Raw genomic sequence first — 20166 nt, 5'->3', positions numbered from 1 at the left:
ACTATTCGTTCTTGGTCCTATTAACAGTTCTGTCGCCGGGGAGACCGTGCCCTGAATCCTGCTCCACCCAGGCGCGGAAGGCCTCGAGCGCCCGCGCCCGGTGGGAGACCCGGCTCTTCTCGGATAGCGGCATCTCGGCGAGCGTCCGCCCCTCGTAGGCGAAGATCGGGTCGTAGCCGAACCCCTCCTCCCCCCGGGGGGTGACGATCGTCCCGGGCAGGATGCCGCGGAAGACCCGGATGCCCCGCTCGTCGGCGAACGCGATCGCCGTCTCGAAGCGGGCGCTCCGGTCCGTGACGCCCTCCATGAGTTTCAAGATCCCGGCGTTCCCGATCGTCTTCTGGACGTAGGCAGCATACGAGCCGGGGAACCCCCGGAGCGCGTCGACAAAAAGGCCGGTGTCGTCAACGATCAGCGGGCGGGAGAGCGTGCGGTAGGCGAACTCCGCCTTCCCCCGCGCGATCTCCCCGACGTCGTCGTCGCGGAGCTCCGGGCAGTCGAGCGCGACATGCTCGACCTCCAGCACCCCCGCAAAGCAGGCGGCCACCTCTCGCGCCTTGTTCGGGTTGCCGGTCACCACCGCGAGTTTCACAGGTAGCGCCCCCGCAGCTCGACCTCGTGCTCCCGCGCGAGGGCCTCGTCCGCCGCGGCAAACGCGGCCGCGTAGCCGTCGACGAAGGCCTGCTTCAGTTCGGCGAAGTTCTCCGTGGTGCTCTCGAGCGTCTGGAAGAAGACGTGGAGGTCGACCCCCCGACTCTCGACCTCGGCGGACGTGGATGCGAGCCCGAAGTCGATCAAGACGCACTGACCGCCACGGACGATCATGTTGCTCGTCGTCAGGTCGCCGTGGACGATCCCCGCCCCGTGCAGCCTCCCGACCGCCTCGCCCGCGAGGGCGACGTTCCCGGGAGTGGTGACGTACTTCAGCACCTCCCCTTCGATGCGTTCCATCACGATCGAGTCCGTGCTGACGTCCCGGATCACCGGGGTCGGGACCCCCGCCCGCCGGGCCGTCGCGATCAGGCGGGCCTCGGCCCGGGTCCGCTCCGCGATCAGCCGCTTATCGAGGCCCGGGCTCCGGTAGCGCTTGCTCGTCCTCCGCTTGACGACCTCGTCCGCCCGAAACTCCACGGCCGCCTCCGCGCCGCGGGCGACCGCCTCGTCGTCCTGCCGCGCAGTGAAGACCTCGCCGGGTTCGTCCTCGCGCCAGGTGACCGTCACCTCGTCGGCCCGGTAGCCGGGCCGGATCTGCGACTCGTCAAGGGTGATGGTGGTGCCGTGCTCCAGCATGATCTTGCCCGTGTAGGCGATCATCGCCCCGTTGTCGCCGAGGTAGGTCCGCTCCGGGACGGCGAACGACGCCCCCCTCTCCTCGCACATGATCCGGAGCATCTCCTGGAGCCGCGCGTTCGCCCCGACGCCGCCGACGAGGAGCACTTCGTCTTTCCCGGCATGGGCGAGCGCCCGCTCGGTCACCTCGACGCACATCGCGAACGCCGTCTCCTGGAGGCCGGCGCAGACGTCCTCGAGCGGCGCCTTGCTCTCCTGGGCGGCGCTCACGAGCCCGGAGAAGGCGAGGTCCATCCCCTTCACCGTGTAGGGGAGTTCGATGTAGCTCCCCTCGCGGGCGAGTTTCTCGATCATCGGGCCGCCCGGATGCGGGAGGTCGTGACCCCGGGCGAACTTGTCGAGAGCGTTCCCGACCCCGATGTCGAGCGTCTCCCCAAAGATCCGGTAGCGGCCGTTTAAGTAGCCGAACACCTGCGTGTTCGCGCCGCTCGCATACAGGACGATGGGGTCGGTAAACCCGGTCGCCCATCTCCCGATCTCGACGTGCGCCACGCAGTGGTTGACGCCGACGAGCGGCACGCCGAGCGCGATCGAGAGGGCGCGGGCGGCGGTCGCCACCGTCCGGAGGGACGGGCCGAGGCCGGGCCCCTGGGAGAAGGCGATCGCCCGGATCCGGTCCGGCTCCGTCAGCACCTGGCCGATGACCTCCTTCATCACCGAGGCGTGGTGCTGCGCGGCTTCTCTGGGGTGGATCCCTCCTTTCGGCGGAACGTAGGGCGAAGAATGGAGGGCGACCAGGTCTTCTCCGAAGAGAGCGGCACTGAGGTTCCACGCCGTCCCTTCAAGCCCCAGCACCAGCCCTTCGTGAGAATCTATGTCAGGCATAAAACGGGTTCGCTCCGCCACGAAAAGATTGCCGCGGCGGGCCTGCAGGCGGGGGCAGGCTGGCTTGAGGCCGCGGCGGTATTCTGGTATCGGTAAGGTGAGGACCTACTTCCGGAACTCGGTGTAGCCGCACTTGCCGCAGGCTGCCCGATCCTCGTGCTCGGCCATCAGGATGCCGGGGCCGCACCGGGGGCAGTGCCGCTTCTGCAGGACTGCCTTCTCGCCCTTGACCTCGTAGCACTCGTGTCTCTTGACCTTGGTCGACTCCTGCTGCTTCTTGGCCGCCATGGTTACGCCTCGGTCTCGGCCTTCGGCTCGCCGCGCTTGAGCAGGTATGCCTTCTCGGTCGACTTCTTGCTCTCCTCGTCATCGTAAATGCGAGCACGGCCGACGAGTTCCATCGCACCGTACCGGGTCCTCTCCAGGTCCAGCACGAGAAGATTTTCGTTCTTATTCTGCATCGCGGCGAGTTTTTCCTGGATGCTCTTCCGCGAGGGCGTCGGGCCGTCAAAGGTCAGGGTAAATGAGAGTTCCCTCCGGTTGAGCAGCTCGTTCCTCACGTCACGGGTAATTTCGAAGTCCATCAATATCCCTAAAATGTTGTTGACAGATTTATTTAAACCCTGGGTTGTGAAGCGGAGATGAGCCTCACTCGCGCACGAAGACTTCGAGCATGGATACGGCCTCCCGCTTCGCCGCTTCGTCGACGATGCGGAGGACGACCCCCTCTCCCGGCTGGCCGTAGAGGATGGCGGCGCCGGGGGGCGCGGCGAGGACGAGCGGGATGACCGCGAGATCCTCCTCGCCGTCGACGAAGATGGCGCCGGGAGGGTTCCGGACGAGGTCGCCGATCGCTTCCGCGAGCGCGTCGGTGATCGTGCCGGGAGGGTTCTTCGCCGTCAGCCTTCTCGCCTGGAGGAGGGGTGAGCGGGTGCAGGGTGAGCGCATCGTGTAACCGTCGATGATGGCGATATCCGGGACGACCCCCGCCTCGAGAAGGTTGTGGGTCACCACGTCGCCGACGGCGTAGACCGCCCGGCCTTCCAGCCGGGGGAGGAGTTCGCCGATAGACCCATACAGGGTGCCGAACGGTTTCTTGAAGAGGTCCCGGTGCGCTTCGGGGAGCCGGAGCATCAGCGGACCTTCAGCGCGTACCGGCCGGGAAGGGTGATCTTCATCTTCTTCGCGATCTCCGAGTGCTCGGGATCGATGATGACCAGGTAACCGGCCCAGTCCTCGCTCAGGTTCGAGGTGCCGCAGATGACGCAGGCTTCCCCCTCGACGACGCGGTGGCATTCGCGGCAGACCTTGACCGCTTTCGTTTTCTTCGCCCGCACGACCATCTTACGTCGCTCCCTTGCTCTTCTCGCGCTCGAGTTCCTCTTCCAGCCAGATCGAGGTGCCGAGACCCGACTGCCGCATCGTGAGACCGATCTTGCTCTCCCGGGGCTCGCGCTCGTTCAAAGAGAGCGCGACGACTCTCGCACGGACGCCGTCGCCGACGGCGATGTGGCGCTTCGAGTCCTGGCAGATCAGCCTGCCGTTCTTCTCGTCGTAGTTGATGTACTCGTCGGAGATCTGGCTCACGTGGAGCATGGCGTCGATGGGACCGAGGCTGATGAACGCACCGAAACTCGTCGTCTCGACGACCTCGCCCTCGATGACCTCCTGGAGCGCCAGCCGGAGCACCGCCGCCTCGAACCGGACGTCGTAGTAGACGGCCCCGTCGCCGGGGATCAACTCTCCCTCGCCGACGTTCAGGATCTTGGTCACCGCGATGAAGATCCCGATCTCCTTTGCGATGCTCCCTTCCAGTTGCTCCTGCAGTACGTTGAGGATGACCTTCTCCAGGTCTTCCCCGAGGCGGTGGGGCGGAACCCGCACCTTGTCCTCCAGTGTCATTTTATAATACATTTTTTCCTCACCTATCCCCTCAGCAGTTCCAGTGTCCGTGCTCTTCGCATCGAGACGACATCGATACCCTCGTGAAGGAGAGCGTTCCGGAGTCCGCGATCGTTCGTCACCACGACGCAGCCCTCCCGCCGGGCGTAATCGACCACCCGGTCGTCCACGCGCTCCGCGCCACTCTCGCTCGGCACGACCGTCGCGCGCCGGGCCATCGCGAGGCCCACCCGGGCGGCAGCCGCGTCGCGTCCGCGACCCCGGGCCAGCCCCTGGAGTTCTCCGATCACCTCTTCGAGCGTGATCGGCTCGAAATCCCCGAAGAGAGCCATCAACTCGTCGTACAGGTCGATCCCGAACTGGGCCGGCATCAGGAGGGCGTTCGTGTCGAGGAGTACCCTCACTCGACCAGAACACCCATGCCGATCAGCCGCCATCGTCCGCCGACCTGCCTGCTGATGGCTATCCGGGCCCCGACCTCCGCGCAGACGGCTCGCTTCAGCAGGACCTCCACCTGGTTCTTCTTGGTGTTCGTGATCACGCCGACGGTGACGGCGGTGCCGACCGAGAGCATCAGCGGCTCCTTGTGCTTCAAGGGCTCGATGATCTGCTCGCTGTCCGCACCGACCACCCGGTCCATGAGCGTGACGTCGAACTTCAGCCGGTCCCAGACCGGCGGGAGCTTCCCGACGAGTCCGGCAACCTGCCCGGCAAGAGCGTCGCTCTTCGTCAGCGCGGGATCGAGTTTCGTCCCGACGCCGAGGAGGCCTCCGGGAGCGGCCTCGGCCACCCTGATGTGGCCGGCGTTGATGGAGGTGATCTTCGTCTCGATCGGCTCCCATTTCGTCCGGTTCTCGATCTGGACCTGCCGGCCGGGCCGGATCTCGATGTCGTCGCCCTCGTGCAGGACGCCCCTGATGAGCGAGCCCCCGACGACGCCGCCCTTCACGTCACGCCAGCTGCAGCCGGGTTTGTTGATGTCGAACGACCGTGCGACGAGGAGCAGTGGATCCACGTCCGGGTTGCGTTCGGGCTCCGGAATGACCTCGTCGAGGGTCTGGATCAGGACGCCGATATTGACTCCTTTCTGTGCCGAGACCGGGATGATGGGTGCGTTCTCGGCGATGGTGCCCTTGATGAACTTCTTGATCTGCTTGTAGTGCTCGATAGCCTCGGCCTGGGTGATCACATCGATCTTGTTCTGGACGATGACGATCTTCTTGATGCCGATGAGTTCGAGCGCCATCAGATGCTCCTTGGTCTGGGGCTGGGGGCAGACCTCGTTTGCGGCGATGACGAGCATCGCCCCGTCCATCAGCGCCGAACCGGAGAGCATCGTCGCCATCAGCGTCTCGTGGCCGGGAGCGTCGACGAACGAGACCGTCCGGAACGGGACGGCTTCTCCTTCGCATGCCGGGCATTTGGCCTGCGTGGTGTATGCCTCGGCCCCCTCGCAGTTCTCGCATTTGTAAAAAGTCGCGTCTGCGTAGCCGAGCCGGATGGAGATGCCACGCTTGATCTCCTCGCTGTGCCGGTCGGTCCAGGTGCCGGTTAGCGCGCTGACCAGCGTGGTCTTGCCGTGATCGACATGACCCACGAGTCCAATATTGACGCCGGGAATGAATGCATCTCGCAAAAGTTTTCGAACCTCCTTATCCAATATATAGTGACACTACTTATACATAATCGGTAGGGGTTGCGCGTCTGCCTCTCCTCCACTCTTACGGTATCTCCGGGTGCTTTCCTGCCTGTGGCCCTCTTGGCAACATACGAAGTATGAAAAACGCCCCCGATTGTTAGCGAAAATTTATACTCCATGAAGTGAGATAAGAAGCTGAGTATAGTATGTCAGGTGATACCGAACTTTCACGTATCGGGATCTCTCTACCCAAGAATCTTCTCGATAAATTCGACGAGATCCTGAACCTCCGGGGATACTCCTCCCGTTCGGAAGGGATACGGGACTCAATACGGAGTTACATCACTCATTACCAGTGGATATCCGACGTCAAAGGGGAGCGCCAGGGCGTCATCACCCTGGTCTACGACCACGACCAGCGGGGTCTGCTCCAGACGCTCACCGAGATCCAGCACCAGTATGCCGGCAACATTCAGGCATCCCTCCACTCGCACGTGACTCACAACAGGTGTCTTGAGGTTATTCTGGTCCGGGGGGACGGGACCATACTCAAGGATATCACGGAACGGCTGATGGCACAAAAAGGTGTCGAGGCGGTGAAACTCACCACCATACCGATCGAGGGTTAGCCGCCGCCGTCGCAGCTCTGGTCGGTCCCCTTCTCCCAGACCTTCTCGAGCTGCTCCTGCAGTTCCCTGTGCTCCTCGATGTAATCTTCGAGGGAGCGCTCTCTTCTCTCCGTGGGCGCGGCCGTGCGGTCGGCGCTGATGAGCTCGTCCACCTGGTAGTAGAGCCCGGTGGTATCGATCTCGGCATACTGCCGGCCTTCGATCTCCTCGACCCGCACGACCTTCCCGGTCGTGCCGGTGCGGGGATACCGGACGAGTGCGCCCACGCTCACGTCATCCGTGCTCATACGAAGTTAGAGTACATCTGCCATACTATTAAGGTATCACCTCCAAAGGGATCTTGAATGGCAATCACGATTCGCCCCGTAGAGAAGTTGTACTTTGATGGAACGCACCGTTCCCGGTCCCCTGAAGAGACCCGCGCCGCAGTGGAGCCGCTGATGGGGGAGATCGGGGTTACGGAGATCGTGGACGTCACGCCTCTGGACCGTCTCGGGATCCCGGTCTATACGGCACTCCGGCCGGGGGCCGCCCGGGGAGGAGTCCGTGCCCACGCCGGGAAGGGCAGGGAGCCGATCCATGCCCGGGTCTCGGCGATGATGGAGGCGCTCGAGCGTTACTGCGCCGAGTACCGGGGCGACCGGATGGAGTACGCGACCTACGAGGAGATCGGGCCCGGGCGGGCGGTCCACCCGGAGGACCTGATCGTCCCGCGGGAACTCGTGCAGGGGGAGAAACTCCACTGGACGCCGGGGTGGGACATCTTAAACGACGAGGAGGTCTACCTCCCGAGCAACGCCGTCTTCCACCCCTACGACTCGCTCGGTATGGCCGTGCCGTTCTTCCGGAGCGACACGAACGGGCTTGCATCCGGCAACGTCGTCGAGGAGGCGATCCTGCACGCCCTCTTTGAGGTTATCGAGCGGGACGCGCTCAGCATCGCCGAGCGGAACCGCAATCTCGGCCGCCGTCTCACGATAGAGCGCGCCTCGCCCGCCCGCGAAGTCCTCGATCGGTTCGAGGAGAACGGGATCGCGATCCACCTCTGGCTGCTCGACGGAAAGACCGGCATCCCCACCGTCGCGGCCGCCGCGGACGACACCGTCACGAAGGATCCGGCGATGCTCGTCATCGGATCGGGGACCCACCTATCCCCGGAGATCGCGGCGCTCCGGGCGCTGACCGAGGTCGCCCAGAGCCGGGGGAGTTACCTCCAGGGCGGCCGCACCGACCCCGGCCGGGAACTGGTCCTCCGGAAGGCAGGCTACGACCGGCTGAAGCGGATCAACCGGATGTGGTTTGCCGACGCGGAGACCCTCGATATCGCCGGGGTGCCCGACGCGAGCACGCCCCGGTTCGACCTCGACATCCGGCGGGTGCTCGAGGAGGTCGGGCCCCACACGGACCGGGTCTGCGTCTGCGACCTCTCGCGGACGGCGGTGCCGGTGGTGCGGGTCGTCATGCCCGGATTCGAGGTATCCTACATGGACCCCGACCGGAAGCGGTCCGCGCAGGGGTGAGGCTCTCTTTGCGTGAGTCGACAGCGCAAGAGGGATGACATAATCTCACGCGAAGTGCGACGGACGGAACGTCCGGAGCATGAGCACCGTTAGGTGCGAGAGCGCGAAGCCGCGAAGGGGGCTGTCAACAGCTGACCTACTTCGCGTTCTTCGCGGCTTCGCGTGAGACTCTGGTAACCCCTAACTCCGCACCGGCACCGCAGTTGCACCTGTCCCGCTCCTTCGGCCCATCGCCGCTCGCATTTGACGGTGCTCGAACTCCGTTCCTGAGGGAACGTCGCGCTCGAAAACGCTTCGCGTTATCTCAAGTTCCGGCTGCTCGCACCTCGCACCTAACGGTGCTCGAACTCCGTTCCTGAGGGAACGTCGTTTAGTAAAACCGAACCTTCTTCAGGATCTCGACGACCCGCTCCGTCCCCCGGTGGAGCGGCCTCTCCGCGGGGACCGGCCGCTCCCCCCGGAGGGCCCGGAAGATAGCGGCGATCCCCTCGCCGAGCGACGGGCCGTAACCCCCCTCGAGCGTCAGCGCGAGGGGGAGGTCCGTGCCGTCGACCAGCATCCCGGTGAGCGTGCCGTAGTCGTCGGGCACGAGGTTCATCCGCCCGTGCTCGTCGTCGGCGAGGGCGTCCTGGCCGGCGGAGACGATCAGGACGTCGGGGCGGAACCGGACGATCGCCGGGACGAAGACCTCGGCGAAGAGATACCGGTAATCGGCGATGGTGCATCCTGCCGCGAGCGGGGCGTTGAGGGTGTAGCCCCGGCCCGCCCCGGTCCCGATCTCGTCGATCCACCCGGTCTTGGGGAAACTGTTCTCCTCGTGCACCGAGCAGTAGAGCACCCGGTCGCTCCCGTAAAACGCCTTCTGCGTCCCGTTGCCGTGGTGGAGGTCCCAGTCGAGGATCGCCACCCGGTCGACCGATTGCAATGCTTTCGCCGCCGCGACGGCGGCGTTGTTGAAGAGGCAGAATCCCATCGCCCGGTCGGGCTCCGCGTGGTGCCCCGGCGGACGGACCAGGGCGAAGAGGTGCTCGCCCTCAAGCGCCCGCTCGACGGCGGCATAGGTCGACCCGGCGGCGTAGGAGGCTGCCTCGAAGGAGTGGCAGGTGACGTAGGTGTTCAGATCCAAAAAACAGGTCCCGGTCGCCATCTCTCTGACCCAGCGGACGTAGCGGGGAAGATGGACCCGTTCCAGGTCCTCTTCGGTGGCCCGGACCGGGGCGCGCCACCGCACATTATCGGGGACACCCGAGAGGGCTACCCGCAACCGGGCGCCCGACTCGGGATGAGCCTCCATATCGTGTCTGGTGAAGATGTCACCGTAGATGACCGAAGTCCGCATCCTTCTAGTTGATGGTGCGTCCCTGCAGGATATCCTCTTCGGAGACGTCGAACGTCTGGCCCGTGCCCGCGATCCGGTACGATCCCGTCGTCTTCACCTCACCGGCGCCGTCGGTCGCGTAGGGGACGACGAAGGTGCCGTTCACGCTCTCCTGCCGGTAGGTGAACGTCCGGCCGGTGTTCGTCGTGACCGGCACCTCGATGATGCCGTCGCCCTTGATCACGGCGCCCGGGACGTACTCGAATATCTTGACCGCCTTCAGGTCGGGACCATTCGCGCCGACGTTGCCGTAGATGTTCTGGGGCGTCTCGTGGACGAGCCGGTAGTGCTGGAGCGCCGGCACCCGCTCGACCGGCTGGAGGATCGAGTCGCCGCGGTACTGGTAGTAGAGGTTTAAGAGCACGGCGTGGGAACCGGGAGGTGCGTTCCTGTTGTAGGCCTCGACCGCGGCGGCGCCCTCGGTGGCGTTCACCTGCTCGGTGCGCGTGATGACGGGGAGCGAGGTGTTTGCGGTGCTTGCGTCGCGGTACTCGGCGTAGATCACCGGCACCGTCGGGTCGGTCATGGACCCGTCGAAGTTGTGGAGGCGGGAGATCATCGTCAGGTAGAACTCCCGGTTATAGAACGGGATCACCTGGTGGCTCGTCGAGCCCGCGCTCGCGGGGACGAAGAACCGGGGTTCGAACCGGGTGTTCCCGACGGCGGGGTCGGCCCAGGTCGCCGGGGCGTGGAACTTCCCGGTGGCGAGCTGGATGTCGGTGACGATGTAACGGGTGCCGATGTTGTCGAGGACCCGGTTCGCGGCCGCCTCATCGGTCGAGACGAAGTAGACCGCGGACCCGTTCGGGCCGGCGACCCCGTGCTGGAAGGGGTTGTTGTTCGGGATCCGCTTCGAGAGGAAGGTGATCCAGTGGCCGTAGTCCCACCAGGACATGACACCGTAAGAGGTCTCGGGGTAGGTGAAGGTCTTCTGGTCGAGGATGGCCAGGTAGTCGACGCCGGGGTCGGGGGTGTTTGCACCCATCCACTCGAGCGCTTCAGTCCACTGCGAGTCGATCCCGCCGTAGCGGGAGTTGGAGCCGAGAGCGATGTTCGCCTGGAGGGAGCTCACCGCGAAGAGGAGCGTCATGGCGACGACCGCCGCGAAGGCCCCGACCTTCAGGTAGTCCGGCTGGCCTTTCGCGGAGGCCTTCGGCTTTTTAGCCTCGGGAGCCTTTCCTCCCTTCTTCCCCTTCTTTGCCGGCTCTTCCTGCTTCTCCGTGGTTCCGGGGTTTGAGGCGGCGGCAGAACTGACGGACCCGAAGAGGCGCGTAACCTCTTTCCAGGTCACGTTCAGGACCGCTCCTGCAAAGACCGCGGCGAGCAGGGCGATGTTTGCGGCGAGGTAGTACTCGTAGCGGACGTGCGCCATCGTCGAGGCGAGGATGACCAGCGACCAGACAACGACGAAGATGTGAGCGGGGTTCGCCTTCTCGCGGCTCCACCAGAGCAGGGCGGCGATCCCGCCGGCTGCAAGAAGGAGACCCCAGTGGAACGTCATCCATGCCGAATCAAACGACCAGGCCCGGGCCTCCTGGACGGTCGTGGTGATCGGCTGCTCGCCGAAGAAGGCGAAGAGGCTCGAGACCAGGAGGGCATAGATCTCCGGCAGGGCCACGAAGAGCACCACGACGGCGGCGAGCCCAACCCCTGCGAGCGCGGCCGGGAAGTAGTACTTCGGGCGCCCGCGGAGGTAGGTCGCAAGGCCGTAAAGCGCGAGCGTCCCTGCGATGAGGGCGGCGGAGGCGATGACGTGCCCGACCGTGTAGCGGGAGAGGTCGATGCCGGGGTGCGGGAAGCCGAACGCCACGGTCCCGAGGATCACGACGCCGAAGGTGACGGCGTTTACGAGGACCAGGTAGTCGCTTCTCTGGTCCTGGAAGAAGTCGATGAAGAACTGGACCAGGGTGAACCCCGCCACGATCAGCGCGAAGAGGATCATCGTCGGCATGTTGAAGAAGCCGAGGAGGTACCCGACGCCCGCGAGCGCCGAGGCGAGCACCGGGGCCTTCAGGTTCTCGACCGTGAGGCTGCTCCGGTCCGCGAGGGAGAACGGACGGTCGCGGGTGGCCAGCAGCGCGACGACGTAGGCGAGGGCGAAGATCGTCGAGAAGAGCGTCTCCGCGATGTGGTGGTCGACGAACCCGAAGAGGGAGCGGTAGGCGTAGTTCCCGCTGACAACGGCGATCAGGCCGGCAGCGAGGATCCCGGTCTTCCAGTCGGCGATCTTTCTCGCGAGCAGGTAGGTGACCGGTACCATCGCCGCGGCCATCAGCGGCGGGACCCACGATGCCACCACCATGATCTCCGGCCGCGTCGTCGCGCCGACGATGACGCAGAGCGCCGCCATGATCTGGATGAAGAGCGGCCCCCAGTAGACGACGTCGCCGCTCGGGTAGAGCGTCATCGGATCGAACCAGGCGTAGCCGGGGAAGTTCGCGACGGTCTGCTCGACCTGACGGAGGTTATACCAGGGGTCGTTGCCCAGGAGATTGACGCCGTCGGCGGTCACCAGTCCCTCCGCCGGGAGACCCCGCGTCCAGAACGCGAGCACGGTGAAGAGGACGATAAAACCAATGATGAGGTATGGTCGGTACTTTTCGAGATCCACGTGAGCCATTGGACCCTCCTTGTTATGCATCTGTTTCCCTTCGAACCATTAATAACCTTGGCGTATCCGGGGAGGCAAAACGGGGGAGTGTTTAACGGAGTTTTCCTGTGAGCCGGGCAAAAATCGTTTCGAAGGCTTCCGCCTTCTTCTTCCAGCTGTGCTCCTCCACCCCGGCAGGTGCCCGCCCCGGACCGAGGGCCGCCTCGTCGACCCTCTCCATGAACTCCTGCGCGTCCCGGTAGACGGCGATCCGGCCGCCGCTCATCCGGAGCATATCGGGGATGGGGGTGGAGAGGATCGGTTTCCCGCAGGCCGAATACTCGAAGTACTTGTTCGGCAGGGCGATATCGACCCACTGGGGGGGGGAGAGCGGGATGAGGCAGAGGTCCATCGGGGCGACGTAGCCGGGGAGGTCGCGGTAGTCAACGGCCCCGGTGAAGTGCACCTCGCGGCCGACGCCGAGGTCTGCCGCGAGGGCCCGGAGCTCTTCGAGGTAGCCGGTGAAGAGCGAGCCTCCCACGATCAGGAGTTCCGCGTTCGGGTGCTCCTTCCGGATCGCCGGGAACGCCCGGATCACCTCGTCGAGGGCGTACCACCGCTCGACCGCTCCCGCAAAGCCGAGCACGAAGGCGTCGGGGGCGATCCCGAGGGCGGACCGCATCGTCCCGCCGTCCATCGGGTGGAAGAGATCGGTGTTGACCCCGTTCGTGATCAGTTCCGCCTCGTAGCCGTAACTCCTGAGTTTCTCGACGAGCCCCGGCGAGACCGTCGTGACGACGTCGCTGTGGTCGAGGTTGTAGCGGGTGATGGCGAGGACGCCCTCCCGGAGCAGCCACTTAATCCCCGGGTTCTTGTAGTAGGCGGCCGCGGAGTCGGGGAACCAGTCCTTGAGGTCGAAGACCACCGGGACGCCGGCCTTCTTCGCCGCACGGACCATCGCCGTCCCCGCGAGGACGTGGGCGCCGACGACGATATCGATATCGTGGTCGCGGATGATATCGCGGATGACGCGGTAGTGGCAGGGCGCGTTGAATGTGTAGTGGAGGAACGGACTCTCGACGGCGAATTGCGTCGCCTCGTGGACGTGAAGGAGGGTCTCGCGCTCCTTGCCCCTGCTGACGTGGAAGTGGGGGACGTGGACCTCGTGCCGCTTCGCGAGCTCCTCGAAGATGTTGTGGTGCCTCGAGGGGATCGGGTGGTGGATGTAGTCCTGGGTGGAGACGAGCAGGATTCGCATGGCTATCGGTTCAGGCGGCCCGGAGGTCCCGGACCGCGTCGCAGATGTACGAGAGTTCTTCGTCGGTCACCGCAGGATGGACGGGGAGGCTCACGACCGAGGCCGCGAGGTCGTCCGATACCGGGCAGGAAGCGCTTTTGCCGTTTTCATAGACCGGCTGCCGGTTGACGGGGATGGGATAGTGGACGGCGGTGCCGATCCCCCGTTCCGCGAGGGCGCTCATGAACCCGTCCCGCGTGAGCGGGTAGCCGGCGGGGACCTTCACCACGTACTGGTGGTAGACGTGCCGGACGCCCGGCGAGACATGGGGCGTGACGAGCCCCGTCCCTGCAAGGTGGCGGTCGAGGTAGCGGGCGTTATGGATCCGGCGCTCGTTGAACCCCTCCACCCGGCCGAGCTGCACGAGCCCGATGGCGGCGGCGATGTTCGTCATCCGGTAGTTGTAGCCGACGGCCGAGTGCAGGTACTTCCGGCTCTGGCCGTGATTGATCAGGAGCCGGACCCTCTCCGCGAGGGTGTCGTCATCGGTCGTGACGATCCCCCCTTCGCCGGTGGTCATGTTCTTCGTGGGGTAGAACGAGAAGCAGGCGAGATCGGCAAGGCTCCCGGCCCGTTTCCCGCCGTACTCCGCGCCGTGCGCCTGGGCCGCGTCCTCGATGAGGACGAGGTCGCGGTCGTCGCAGACCTCGCGGACGGCGGCGACGTCGAAGGGCTGCCCGAAGAGGTGGACTCCGATGACCGCCCGGGTGTCGTCGCGGATGAGGTCTGCGACCGATTCGGGGTCGATATTGAACGTCGCGGAATCGACGTCGGCAAAGATCGGCGTCGCACCGCACATCGAGACGCTTGAAGCCGTCGCGAAGAACGTGAACGCCGGGACGATCACCGAGTCCCCCGGCCCGACCCCGGCGGCGAGGAGGGCCGCGTGGAGGGCGGCCGTCCCCGAGTTGACGCCGACGGCGTGGGCGGCGCCGCAGTACTCCGCGAATCGTGACTCGAACTCCGTGACGACCGAGCCCTGGGCGAGCATCCCCGACCGGAGCACGCGGCTGACGGCCTCGACCTCCTCCTCACCGACGAGCGGCCGGGCGACCGGGATCTCCCGCTTCACCGTTTCGCCTCCGGGGGAAGCGGCCGGAACCGTGCCGGTGCGCCGACCGCGAGCATCCTCGGCGGGACGTCCTTTGTGACGACCGCTCCGGCCGCGACGAACGCCCCCTCCCCGACGACGACGCCGGGGAGGATCGTCGCGTTCGCGCCGATGACCGCATCATCGCCGATCACCGGGCCGCGGAGGCCCTCGTGGGGCCCCGGCGGGTAGCGATCGTTCGTCAGGACGGCGTTCGGGCCGACAAAGACCCGGTTGCCGATCCGGGCGCCGGTGGGTACGTAGACCATGCTCTGCAGCCGGACGTCGTCGCCGATCGTGCAGTCGCCCTCGATCACCGCCGCCGTCCCGATCGCGACGCGGTTCCCGATGACGGTCTTTTCGCGGATCAGCACGTTGTGGCCGGACTGGAAGTTCTCGCCGATCACGACGTCGCAGTAGATGACGGTGCCCGACCGGAGAGTCGCGTTCCTCCCGATGCTGGTGCCCTGGTAGTCGCTCTCTCCCATCCGGTCGCGGGAGGGAAACCCGACGGTCACCGGCTCGAATATCGTCGCCCCCTCGCCGAGGGCGTTACGTCCATACTCAATCATTCAACAGTCACGCTCTTTGCCAGATTACGGGGTTTGTCGACGTCGCACTGCAGGGCACAGGCGGTGTGGTACGCGAGCAGCTGGAGGACGACCGACGCGGTCAGCACCTGCACGAGAAGGTGTGTGTTCGGGATGGGGATGAAGATGTCCGTGATCTCGGCGAGTTCCGTATCCCCGACGACGCCGAGGGCGATGACCGGGGCTTTCCTCGCCTTCATCTCCTTGATGTTCGAGGCCATCACGCCGTAGGTCGGGCCGGGGGTGCAGACGGCGACCACCGGCGTCTCCGCGGTGAGGAGGGCGAACGGCCCGTGCTTGAGTTCGCCCGCCGCATACCCTTCGGCGTGGACGTAGCTGATCTCCTTCATCTTTAAGGCGCCCTCGAGGGAGACCGGGTAAAACGCTCCCCTTCCGACGAAGAAGACGTGCTCGGCACCCGCGCAGAGGGCGACCGCCTCTTTGATCTCATGGAGGAGGACGTCGCCGATGGCGAGATGGGCGTGCGAGAGGACGTCGTCGAACGCCCCGTCGCACCGCACGTTGACGATCTCCATCAGCGCCGCAAGCTGCGCCGTATAGGACTTGGTCGCGGCGACGCCGATCTCCGGGCCCGCCCGCATCAGGAGGGTCTGGTCGGCGACGCGGGTGACCGTGCTCCCCTGCATGTTGGTGATGGCGAGCGTGGGGCAGTTGCGTGCTTTCGCCATCTTCAGGGCGGCGATCGTGTCCGCGGTCTCACCCGACTGCGAGACCGCGATCACGAGGCCGTGGAGAGGGGGGGTGAAGTACTTGAACTCCGACCCGAGTTCGACCCGCACGGGGATGTTGCAGAGCGCTTCTGCGAGATACTTGAAGATCAGGGCGGTGTGGTAGGATGTCCCGCAGGCAACCAGGGTGATCTCCTCGGCCTCCAACACCATCTGCCTGATACGATCGTCGATGCCGGCCCGGATGGTCTCGTAGAAGGACTGGGGCTGCTCGAAGATCTCCTTTAACATGTAGTGGTCGAACCCGCCCTTCCGGGTATCCTCGACGCACCAGCTGATCAGTTCCACCGGGCGGTCCACGGTCCGGCCGTCGTGGTAGACGGTGTAACGGTCGGGGGTGAGATCGGCGACGTCGCCGTCCTCGAGGTAGATCACGCGCTCGGTGTACTCGAGGAGCGGCGTCATGTCCGAGGCGGCGAAGACCTCAGCATCCCCGACCCCGAGGACGAGGGGGCTCGCGTTCCGTGCGGCGACGATCTGCTCGGTGTCCTCTGCGATCGCGAGGACCGCATACGAGCCATGGAGTTCGGGGAGGATCGCGTTGACCGCCGCGAGGAGATCGCCGTCGTAATGCTCCTCGATGAGATGGGCGATCACCTCGGTGTCGGTCTCCGACCGGAAGATGTGGCCGCGTGCCAGGAGCTGCCGTTTGAGCTCGCTGTAGTTCTCGATGACCCCGTTGTGGACCACGGCGATCTTCCCCGTGCAGTCCGTGTGGGGGTGGGCGTTGACGTCGTTGGGCTCGCCATGCGTTGCCCACCGGGTGTGCCCGATCCCGGTGCACCCGTGGAGATGGGCTGCCCCGGCCTCGCCGTCCGAGATCCTCCCCATCTTCTTGTATACCTCGATCGCGCTCCCGACCGTTGCGATCCCGAACGAATCGTAGCCCCGGTACTCAAGCCGTTTCAATCCCTGGATCAGGACCGGCGTTGCGTCCCGTCTTCCGATGTAGCCGACAATACCACACATCTACATCACCCGGGTGCCATCCTCGAGGAGGCCGACTACCGTCTTCCCCCCCTCGATGGTGACACTGTTACCTGCTATACAGTTTTTAAATGTTGTGAAGGGTCCCGCTCGGACGCCTTCACCGAGGACTGCGCCGAATTCCTCCTTCTGGGGCCGCCCTCCGACCTCGATGTAACTCGCAGACGGGTAGGTGGTGGTATGGTCCGCGAGGATGCACCCCTGGCCGAAGACGGCCGAGACGATACGTGAATGAGACCCGATATTGACGTCGTTCATGATGAGCGAGTCGGCGGTGTAGGTGAAGGGTTCGAGCACCACCCTATCGCCGATGCTTACGTCGGGCATGATGACGCAGTTCGGGCCGATGTTGCAGTTGTCCCCGATCGTGACGGGGCCGTAGATGACGGTGTTCGGCCCGATCGTCGTTCCGGTCCCGATGCGGACCACCCCCCTCCGGATGACGGACGCATCGATCTGCCCGCCGATCTTCGGGCGGACGCTTTTGAGCATCCGGCTGTTCAGTTTCAGGAGGTCCCAGGAGTAGATGGCGTCCTGCCAGTCGTCCGCCGGGATCGCCCGGATCCGCCGGCCCGCCGCGATCATGGCAGCGAGGGCGTCGGGGATCTCGGTCGTCCGGAGGAAGGAGAAGACGTCGGGCGTAAACGAGTAGACCCCGGTCGAGACGGTGAACGTCGGGGCGTCCTCGGGCTTCTCGATGATCTCGCGGACGAGGCCGTTTCTGATCACCACGACCCCGAAGTTCGAGGGGTTCGGGTGTTCGGCGACGAGCATCGCGTTACGCTCCTGTTTGATCCGGGCGACCGACTCCGCGTTGATGTAGTTGTCGCCGGGGAGGACGAGGAAGTCCTCCGTGATCTCCGACTCGGCCGCCCGGAGGGCGTCGGCGGTCCCGAGCTGCCGTTCCTGCACGACGACCTCGATCGGGGCGTCGAGCCGGTTGAGGTGCCGGATGACGTCCTCCTTCCTGTAGCCGACGACTACCACAATATCGCGGATCCCGTTCTCGAGGAGGGCATCGATGACGTACTCGATGATCGGCCGGTTCGCGACCGGGAGCATGGCTTTGGGCTTGCTCCGGGTCAGCGGCCGGAGGCGGCTCCCTTCTCCTGCTGCTAGAATGACTGCCTGCATCTTCTCCCTCACCTGATGATCGATCCTTCCTCGATGCACCCTTCCACGAGCGAGTGGGGGGCTACCCGGGTGTTGCTGCCGATGAGGCTCCCGACGTTGACCGAGCAGTTGATCCCGAAGAGGACATCGTCGCCGATGATGGCGCCGAACTTCCTCCGGCCGGTCGACTTCCCGCAGACCTTCACCGCCCCGTTGTCGTGCCGGAGGTTCGCAACCTTGGTGCCGGCGCCGAAGTTGCACCCGCTCCCGATGACGCTGTCGCCGATGTAGTTGAAGTGCGGGATCTTTGTTCCCGGCATGACGATGGAGTTCTTGATCTCGGTCGCGTGCCCGATATGGCAGTTATCACCGATGGCGGTCGAACCACGGATGTAGGCGTGGGGGCCGATGACGCAGTTCTCGCCGATGACGCAGGCCCCCTCGATGTAGGTCCCGGCCCGGATCACCGTCCCTTTCCCGATGCTGACCGTCTCGGGAAGGGTACACCCGTTCTCGACGGTGCCGTGCTGCTCGTGCTGCATCGCACCGAGGAGCGCTCCGTTCGCGTCGAGGAGGTCCCAGGGCTGCCCGACGTCGAGCCAGTAGTCCAGCGGGTATGCGGTGAGCTTCCCTTCTCTGATATAAGACTCGAGGGCGTCGGTCAGTTCGAACTCTCCGCGGCCGGATATCCCGATCCTGGTGATGAGGTCGAAGATATCGGGGTTGAAGAGGTAGGCGCCCGCGTTGATCAGGTTGCTTTTGGGGTGCTCCGACTTCTCCTCGAGGCCGGTGATCCGGTCTTCCTCCACCGTCACGACGCCGTAGTCCTGCGGGTGGTCGGTCCCGTGGATCCCGACGCACGGTGCGTTCCTCGTGCAGAACTCCCGGATATCGTCAGTCTTTAAGACCATATCGCCGTTCAAGAGGAGGAACCTGTCGGTGACCATCCCCGCCGTCGCACGCAGGGCGTCGGCGGTGCCGAGCTGGTGCCGCTGGGTCACGTAGGCGATCTTCACGCCGAGCGTGCTCCCGTCCCCGAAGTGGTTCCGGATCTCGCGTTCGAAGTAGCCGACGACGAAGATGAACTCGGTGATCCCGGCATCGCGGGCCGCGAGGACCAGGTGTTCCATCATCGGGCGGTTCGCTATGGGGAGCATCACCTTCGGGCGCCGGGCGGTCAGGGGGCGCATCCGTTTCCCTTCTCCTGCTGCAAGTACGACACACTGCATAGACTCACTCCTGACTGCGCTTCGCCTTCTCAAGGGCGGCGTGGCCCAGTTCAAGCATCTCCTTCGCTTTTGCCGGGGTTCTGCCCTCGGCCGTGATCCGGACCTTCGGCTCGGTGCCGCTCGCCCGGACCAGATACCAGCCGTCCTCGTCCTCGAACCGGACCCCGTGGGTCGGTTCGTCGGCCCCCATCGCCGTCATGACCTGGCGGGGCGAGGGGATGCGGTAGGACTCCCGGAGAAGGGTGTAGCGGGGCATCCGGTCGAGTTCTTCTGCGATCGACCACTCGGACGCGATCTCGCAGAGCAGGGCCGCGGCGTAGATCCCGTCCGGACAGTAGGAATGTTCGGGGAAGATCCAGCTCCCCGAGGCCTCGCCGCCGAAGTCTCCCCAGGAGAGGAGCTCCTCAGAGACGAAACTGTCCCCGACGGGGGTGCGGTGGACCTCGGCGATCTCCTCGATCGCCATCGAGGCGTCGACGGTCGTGACGACGCGCTTCCGGTCGAGATACTTCGCAAAGAGCATCAGGAGGTGGTCCCCGTCGATGTAGCGGCCCCGCTCGTCAAAGGCCATCATCCGATCAGCGTCGCCGTCGTGGATGATCGCGCACGCGGCCTCCCGCTTCCTGACGAGTTCTCCGGCGTAGGGGAGGTTCGCCTCGAGCGGTTCAGAGGGCCGGGCAAACCGGCCGAAGACGTTGCAGTTCAGGCCGGTGACGGTCGCTCCCGCCGCTGCGAGGAGGTCGGGGCTGATGACGCTCGCGGCGCCGTTGCCGCAGTCGAGCACGACGTCGATCGGCCGCGAGAGGCTGATTTTCTCGAGAATCGCCTCGCGGTGGGCTTCCACCGCATCGATGGAGACGACGCGCCCCTGCTCGGCCCAGCTCTTCCAGTGGGTCGCTTCGAGCGCTTCCTCGATCGCCGCCTGCTGCCGGAGGGTGAACGAGGACCCGTCGGGGTTGAAGAGTTTCACCCCGTTGTAGGACTCGGGGTTATGCGAGGCGGTGATCATGCATCCCGCGTCGACGCATCCCGTCGCGTGGGCGACGGTCGGGGTGGGCGCGACGCCGCAGGTATGGACGGTTGCACCGGCCGAGAGCATCCCGGTGACGACGCAGTGTTCAAGAAGTTCGCTCGTCGTGCGGGTATCCCTGCCCACGGCGATGTTTGAGGCGCCGCCCGCGACGGCAGCCCCGATACGAAGCGCGAGGTCGACGAGGCCGGAGCTGAACTCCTGCCGGATTCCGGAAGAGCCGAAAAGCATACTCCTGTATAATCCTT

The 20166-nt window shown here is 65.3% G+C and carries 21 protein-coding genes; 2 read left to right on the top strand and 19 right to left on the bottom strand.

The annotated features are described in order from the left end of the window. Position 1: 1 nt before the first annotated feature. The 9 genes from rdgB to F8E02_RS02080 form a co-directional block, all read right to left on the bottom strand. Positions 2-592: an RdgB/HAM1 family non-canonical purine NTP pyrophosphatase gene (rdgB, locus tag F8E02_RS02120; RefSeq protein ID WP_317063792.1), complete on the bottom strand. Its 591-nt coding sequence runs from the start codon at positions 590-592 to the stop codon at positions 2-4. Beyond that, positions 589-2175 carry a bifunctional N(6)-L-threonylcarbamoyladenine synthase/serine/threonine protein kinase gene (locus F8E02_RS02115; protein WP_317063791.1) on the bottom strand — a complete coding sequence of 529 codons (1587 nt, stop codon included), beginning with the start codon at positions 2173-2175 and terminating at the stop codon, positions 589-591. The genes rdgB and F8E02_RS02115 overlap by 4 nt, the downstream gene beginning before the upstream one ends. A 105-nt stretch (positions 2176-2280) precedes the next feature. Then, complete coding sequence (locus tag F8E02_RS02110; RefSeq protein ID WP_317063790.1) at positions 2281-2463, bottom strand: 30S ribosomal protein S27ae; 183 nt, start codon at positions 2461-2463, stop codon at positions 2281-2283. A 2-nt stretch (positions 2464-2465) separates the two neighbouring features. Continuing rightward, the gene (locus F8E02_RS02105; protein ID WP_317063789.1) at positions 2466-2759 is read right to left on the bottom strand and encodes a 30S ribosomal protein S24e; all 294 of its coding nucleotides are present in this window, start codon (positions 2757-2759) and stop codon (positions 2466-2468) included. 64 nt (positions 2760-2823) lie between these two features. Then, a complete protein-coding gene (locus tag F8E02_RS02100) occupies positions 2824-3309 on the bottom strand; it encodes a GTP-dependent dephospho-CoA kinase family protein (RefSeq protein WP_317063788.1) in 486 nt (161 codons plus the stop codon). Then, entirely contained in the window at positions 3309-3518 is a 210-nt protein-coding gene (gene spt4 / locus F8E02_RS02095; RefSeq protein ID WP_317063787.1) for a transcription elongation factor subunit Spt4, read from the bottom strand. Before spt4 ends, F8E02_RS02100 begins: the two co-directional genes overlap by 1 nt. A gap of 1 nt (position 3519) precedes the next feature. Next, positions 3520-4089, bottom strand: coding sequence for a DNA-directed RNA polymerase (locus F8E02_RS02090; protein WP_317063786.1), 570 nt, complete (start codon positions 4087-4089; stop codon positions 3520-3522). 11 nt (positions 4090-4100) lie between these two features. Then, complete coding sequence (locus F8E02_RS02085) at positions 4101-4481, bottom strand: type II toxin-antitoxin system VapC family toxin (protein ID WP_317063785.1); 381 nt, start codon at positions 4479-4481, stop codon at positions 4101-4103. Next, a complete protein-coding gene (locus F8E02_RS02080) occupies positions 4478-5713 on the bottom strand; it encodes a translation initiation factor IF-2 subunit gamma (protein ID WP_317063784.1) in 1236 nt (411 codons plus the stop codon). The genes F8E02_RS02085 and F8E02_RS02080 overlap by 4 nt, the downstream gene beginning before the upstream one ends. 209 nt (positions 5714-5922) lie before the next feature. On the opposite strand from F8E02_RS02080, the gene nikR reads away from it, so the two are divergent. Then, positions 5923-6345: a nickel-responsive transcriptional regulator NikR gene (gene nikR / locus F8E02_RS02075; protein WP_317063783.1), complete on the top strand. Its 423-nt coding sequence runs from the start codon at positions 5923-5925 to the stop codon at positions 6343-6345. Here nikR and F8E02_RS02070 read toward each other — a convergent pair. Further along, positions 6342-6632: a DUF2098 domain-containing protein gene (locus F8E02_RS02070; protein ID WP_317063782.1), complete on the bottom strand. Its 291-nt coding sequence runs from the start codon at positions 6630-6632 to the stop codon at positions 6342-6344. The two genes, nikR and F8E02_RS02070, sit on opposite strands and share 4 nt — an antisense overlap. A 57-nt stretch (positions 6633-6689) precedes the next feature. Here F8E02_RS02070 and F8E02_RS02065 point away from each other — a divergent pair, with 57 nt between their 5' ends. Further along, entirely contained in the window at positions 6690-7865 is a 1176-nt protein-coding gene (locus tag F8E02_RS02065) for a YcaO-related McrA-glycine thioamidation protein (protein WP_317063780.1), read from the top strand. Positions 7866-8235: 370 nt separating this feature from the next. On the opposite strand, the gene F8E02_RS02060 is transcribed toward F8E02_RS02065, so the two are convergent. From F8E02_RS02060 to F8E02_RS02020, 9 genes are all read right to left on the bottom strand, one after another. Next, positions 8236-9204 (bottom strand): histone deacetylase family protein, encoded by a 969-nt coding sequence (locus F8E02_RS02060; RefSeq protein WP_317063779.1) that lies wholly within the window; start codon positions 9202-9204, stop codon positions 8236-8238. 4 nt (positions 9205-9208) lie between these two features. Then, positions 9209-11863 (bottom strand): oligosaccharyl transferase, archaeosortase A system-associated, encoded by a 2655-nt coding sequence (locus tag F8E02_RS02055; protein ID WP_317063778.1) that lies wholly within the window; start codon positions 11861-11863, stop codon positions 9209-9211. A gap of 82 nt (positions 11864-11945) precedes the next feature. Then, the gene (locus F8E02_RS02050; RefSeq protein ID WP_317063777.1) at positions 11946-13091 is read right to left on the bottom strand and encodes a glycosyltransferase; all 1146 of its coding nucleotides are present in this window, start codon (positions 13089-13091) and stop codon (positions 11946-11948) included. Between the two features lie 10 nt (positions 13092-13101). After that, positions 13102-14202: a DegT/DnrJ/EryC1/StrS family aminotransferase gene (locus F8E02_RS02045; protein ID WP_317063776.1), complete on the bottom strand. Its 1101-nt coding sequence runs from the start codon at positions 14200-14202 to the stop codon at positions 13102-13104. Beyond that, a complete protein-coding gene (locus F8E02_RS02040) occupies positions 14199-14792 on the bottom strand; it encodes an acyltransferase (RefSeq protein WP_317063775.1) in 594 nt (197 codons plus the stop codon). Before F8E02_RS02040 ends, F8E02_RS02045 begins: the two co-directional genes overlap by 4 nt. Next, entirely contained in the window at positions 14789-16528 is a 1740-nt protein-coding gene (gene glmS / locus F8E02_RS02035) for a glutamine--fructose-6-phosphate transaminase (isomerizing) (RefSeq protein ID WP_317063774.1), read from the bottom strand. Before glmS ends, F8E02_RS02040 begins: the two co-directional genes overlap by 4 nt. Further along, positions 16529-17680 (bottom strand): sugar phosphate nucleotidyltransferase, encoded by a 1152-nt coding sequence (locus F8E02_RS02030; RefSeq protein WP_317063773.1) that lies wholly within the window; start codon positions 17678-17680, stop codon positions 16529-16531. An 8-nt stretch (positions 17681-17688) separates the two neighbouring features. Further along, positions 17689-18888, bottom strand: coding sequence for a bifunctional sugar-1-phosphate nucleotidylyltransferase/acetyltransferase (glmU, locus tag F8E02_RS02025; protein WP_317063772.1), 1200 nt, complete (start codon positions 18886-18888; stop codon positions 17689-17691). A 4-nt stretch (positions 18889-18892) separates the two neighbouring features. Continuing rightward, a complete protein-coding gene (locus tag F8E02_RS02020; RefSeq protein WP_317063771.1) occupies positions 18893-20149 on the bottom strand; it encodes a phosphopentomutase/phosphoglucosamine mutase in 1257 nt (418 codons plus the stop codon). Positions 20150-20166: the final 17 nt, after the last annotated feature.

This window comes from Methanoculleus caldifontis (genome assembly GCF_032842345.1).
GTDB classification, from domain to species: Archaea; Halobacteriota; Methanomicrobia; order Methanomicrobiales; family Methanoculleaceae; genus Methanoculleus; species Methanoculleus caldifontis.
Note: the sequence above shows the minus strand (reverse complement) of the source record. Positions and strands in the feature narration are given on the sequence as shown.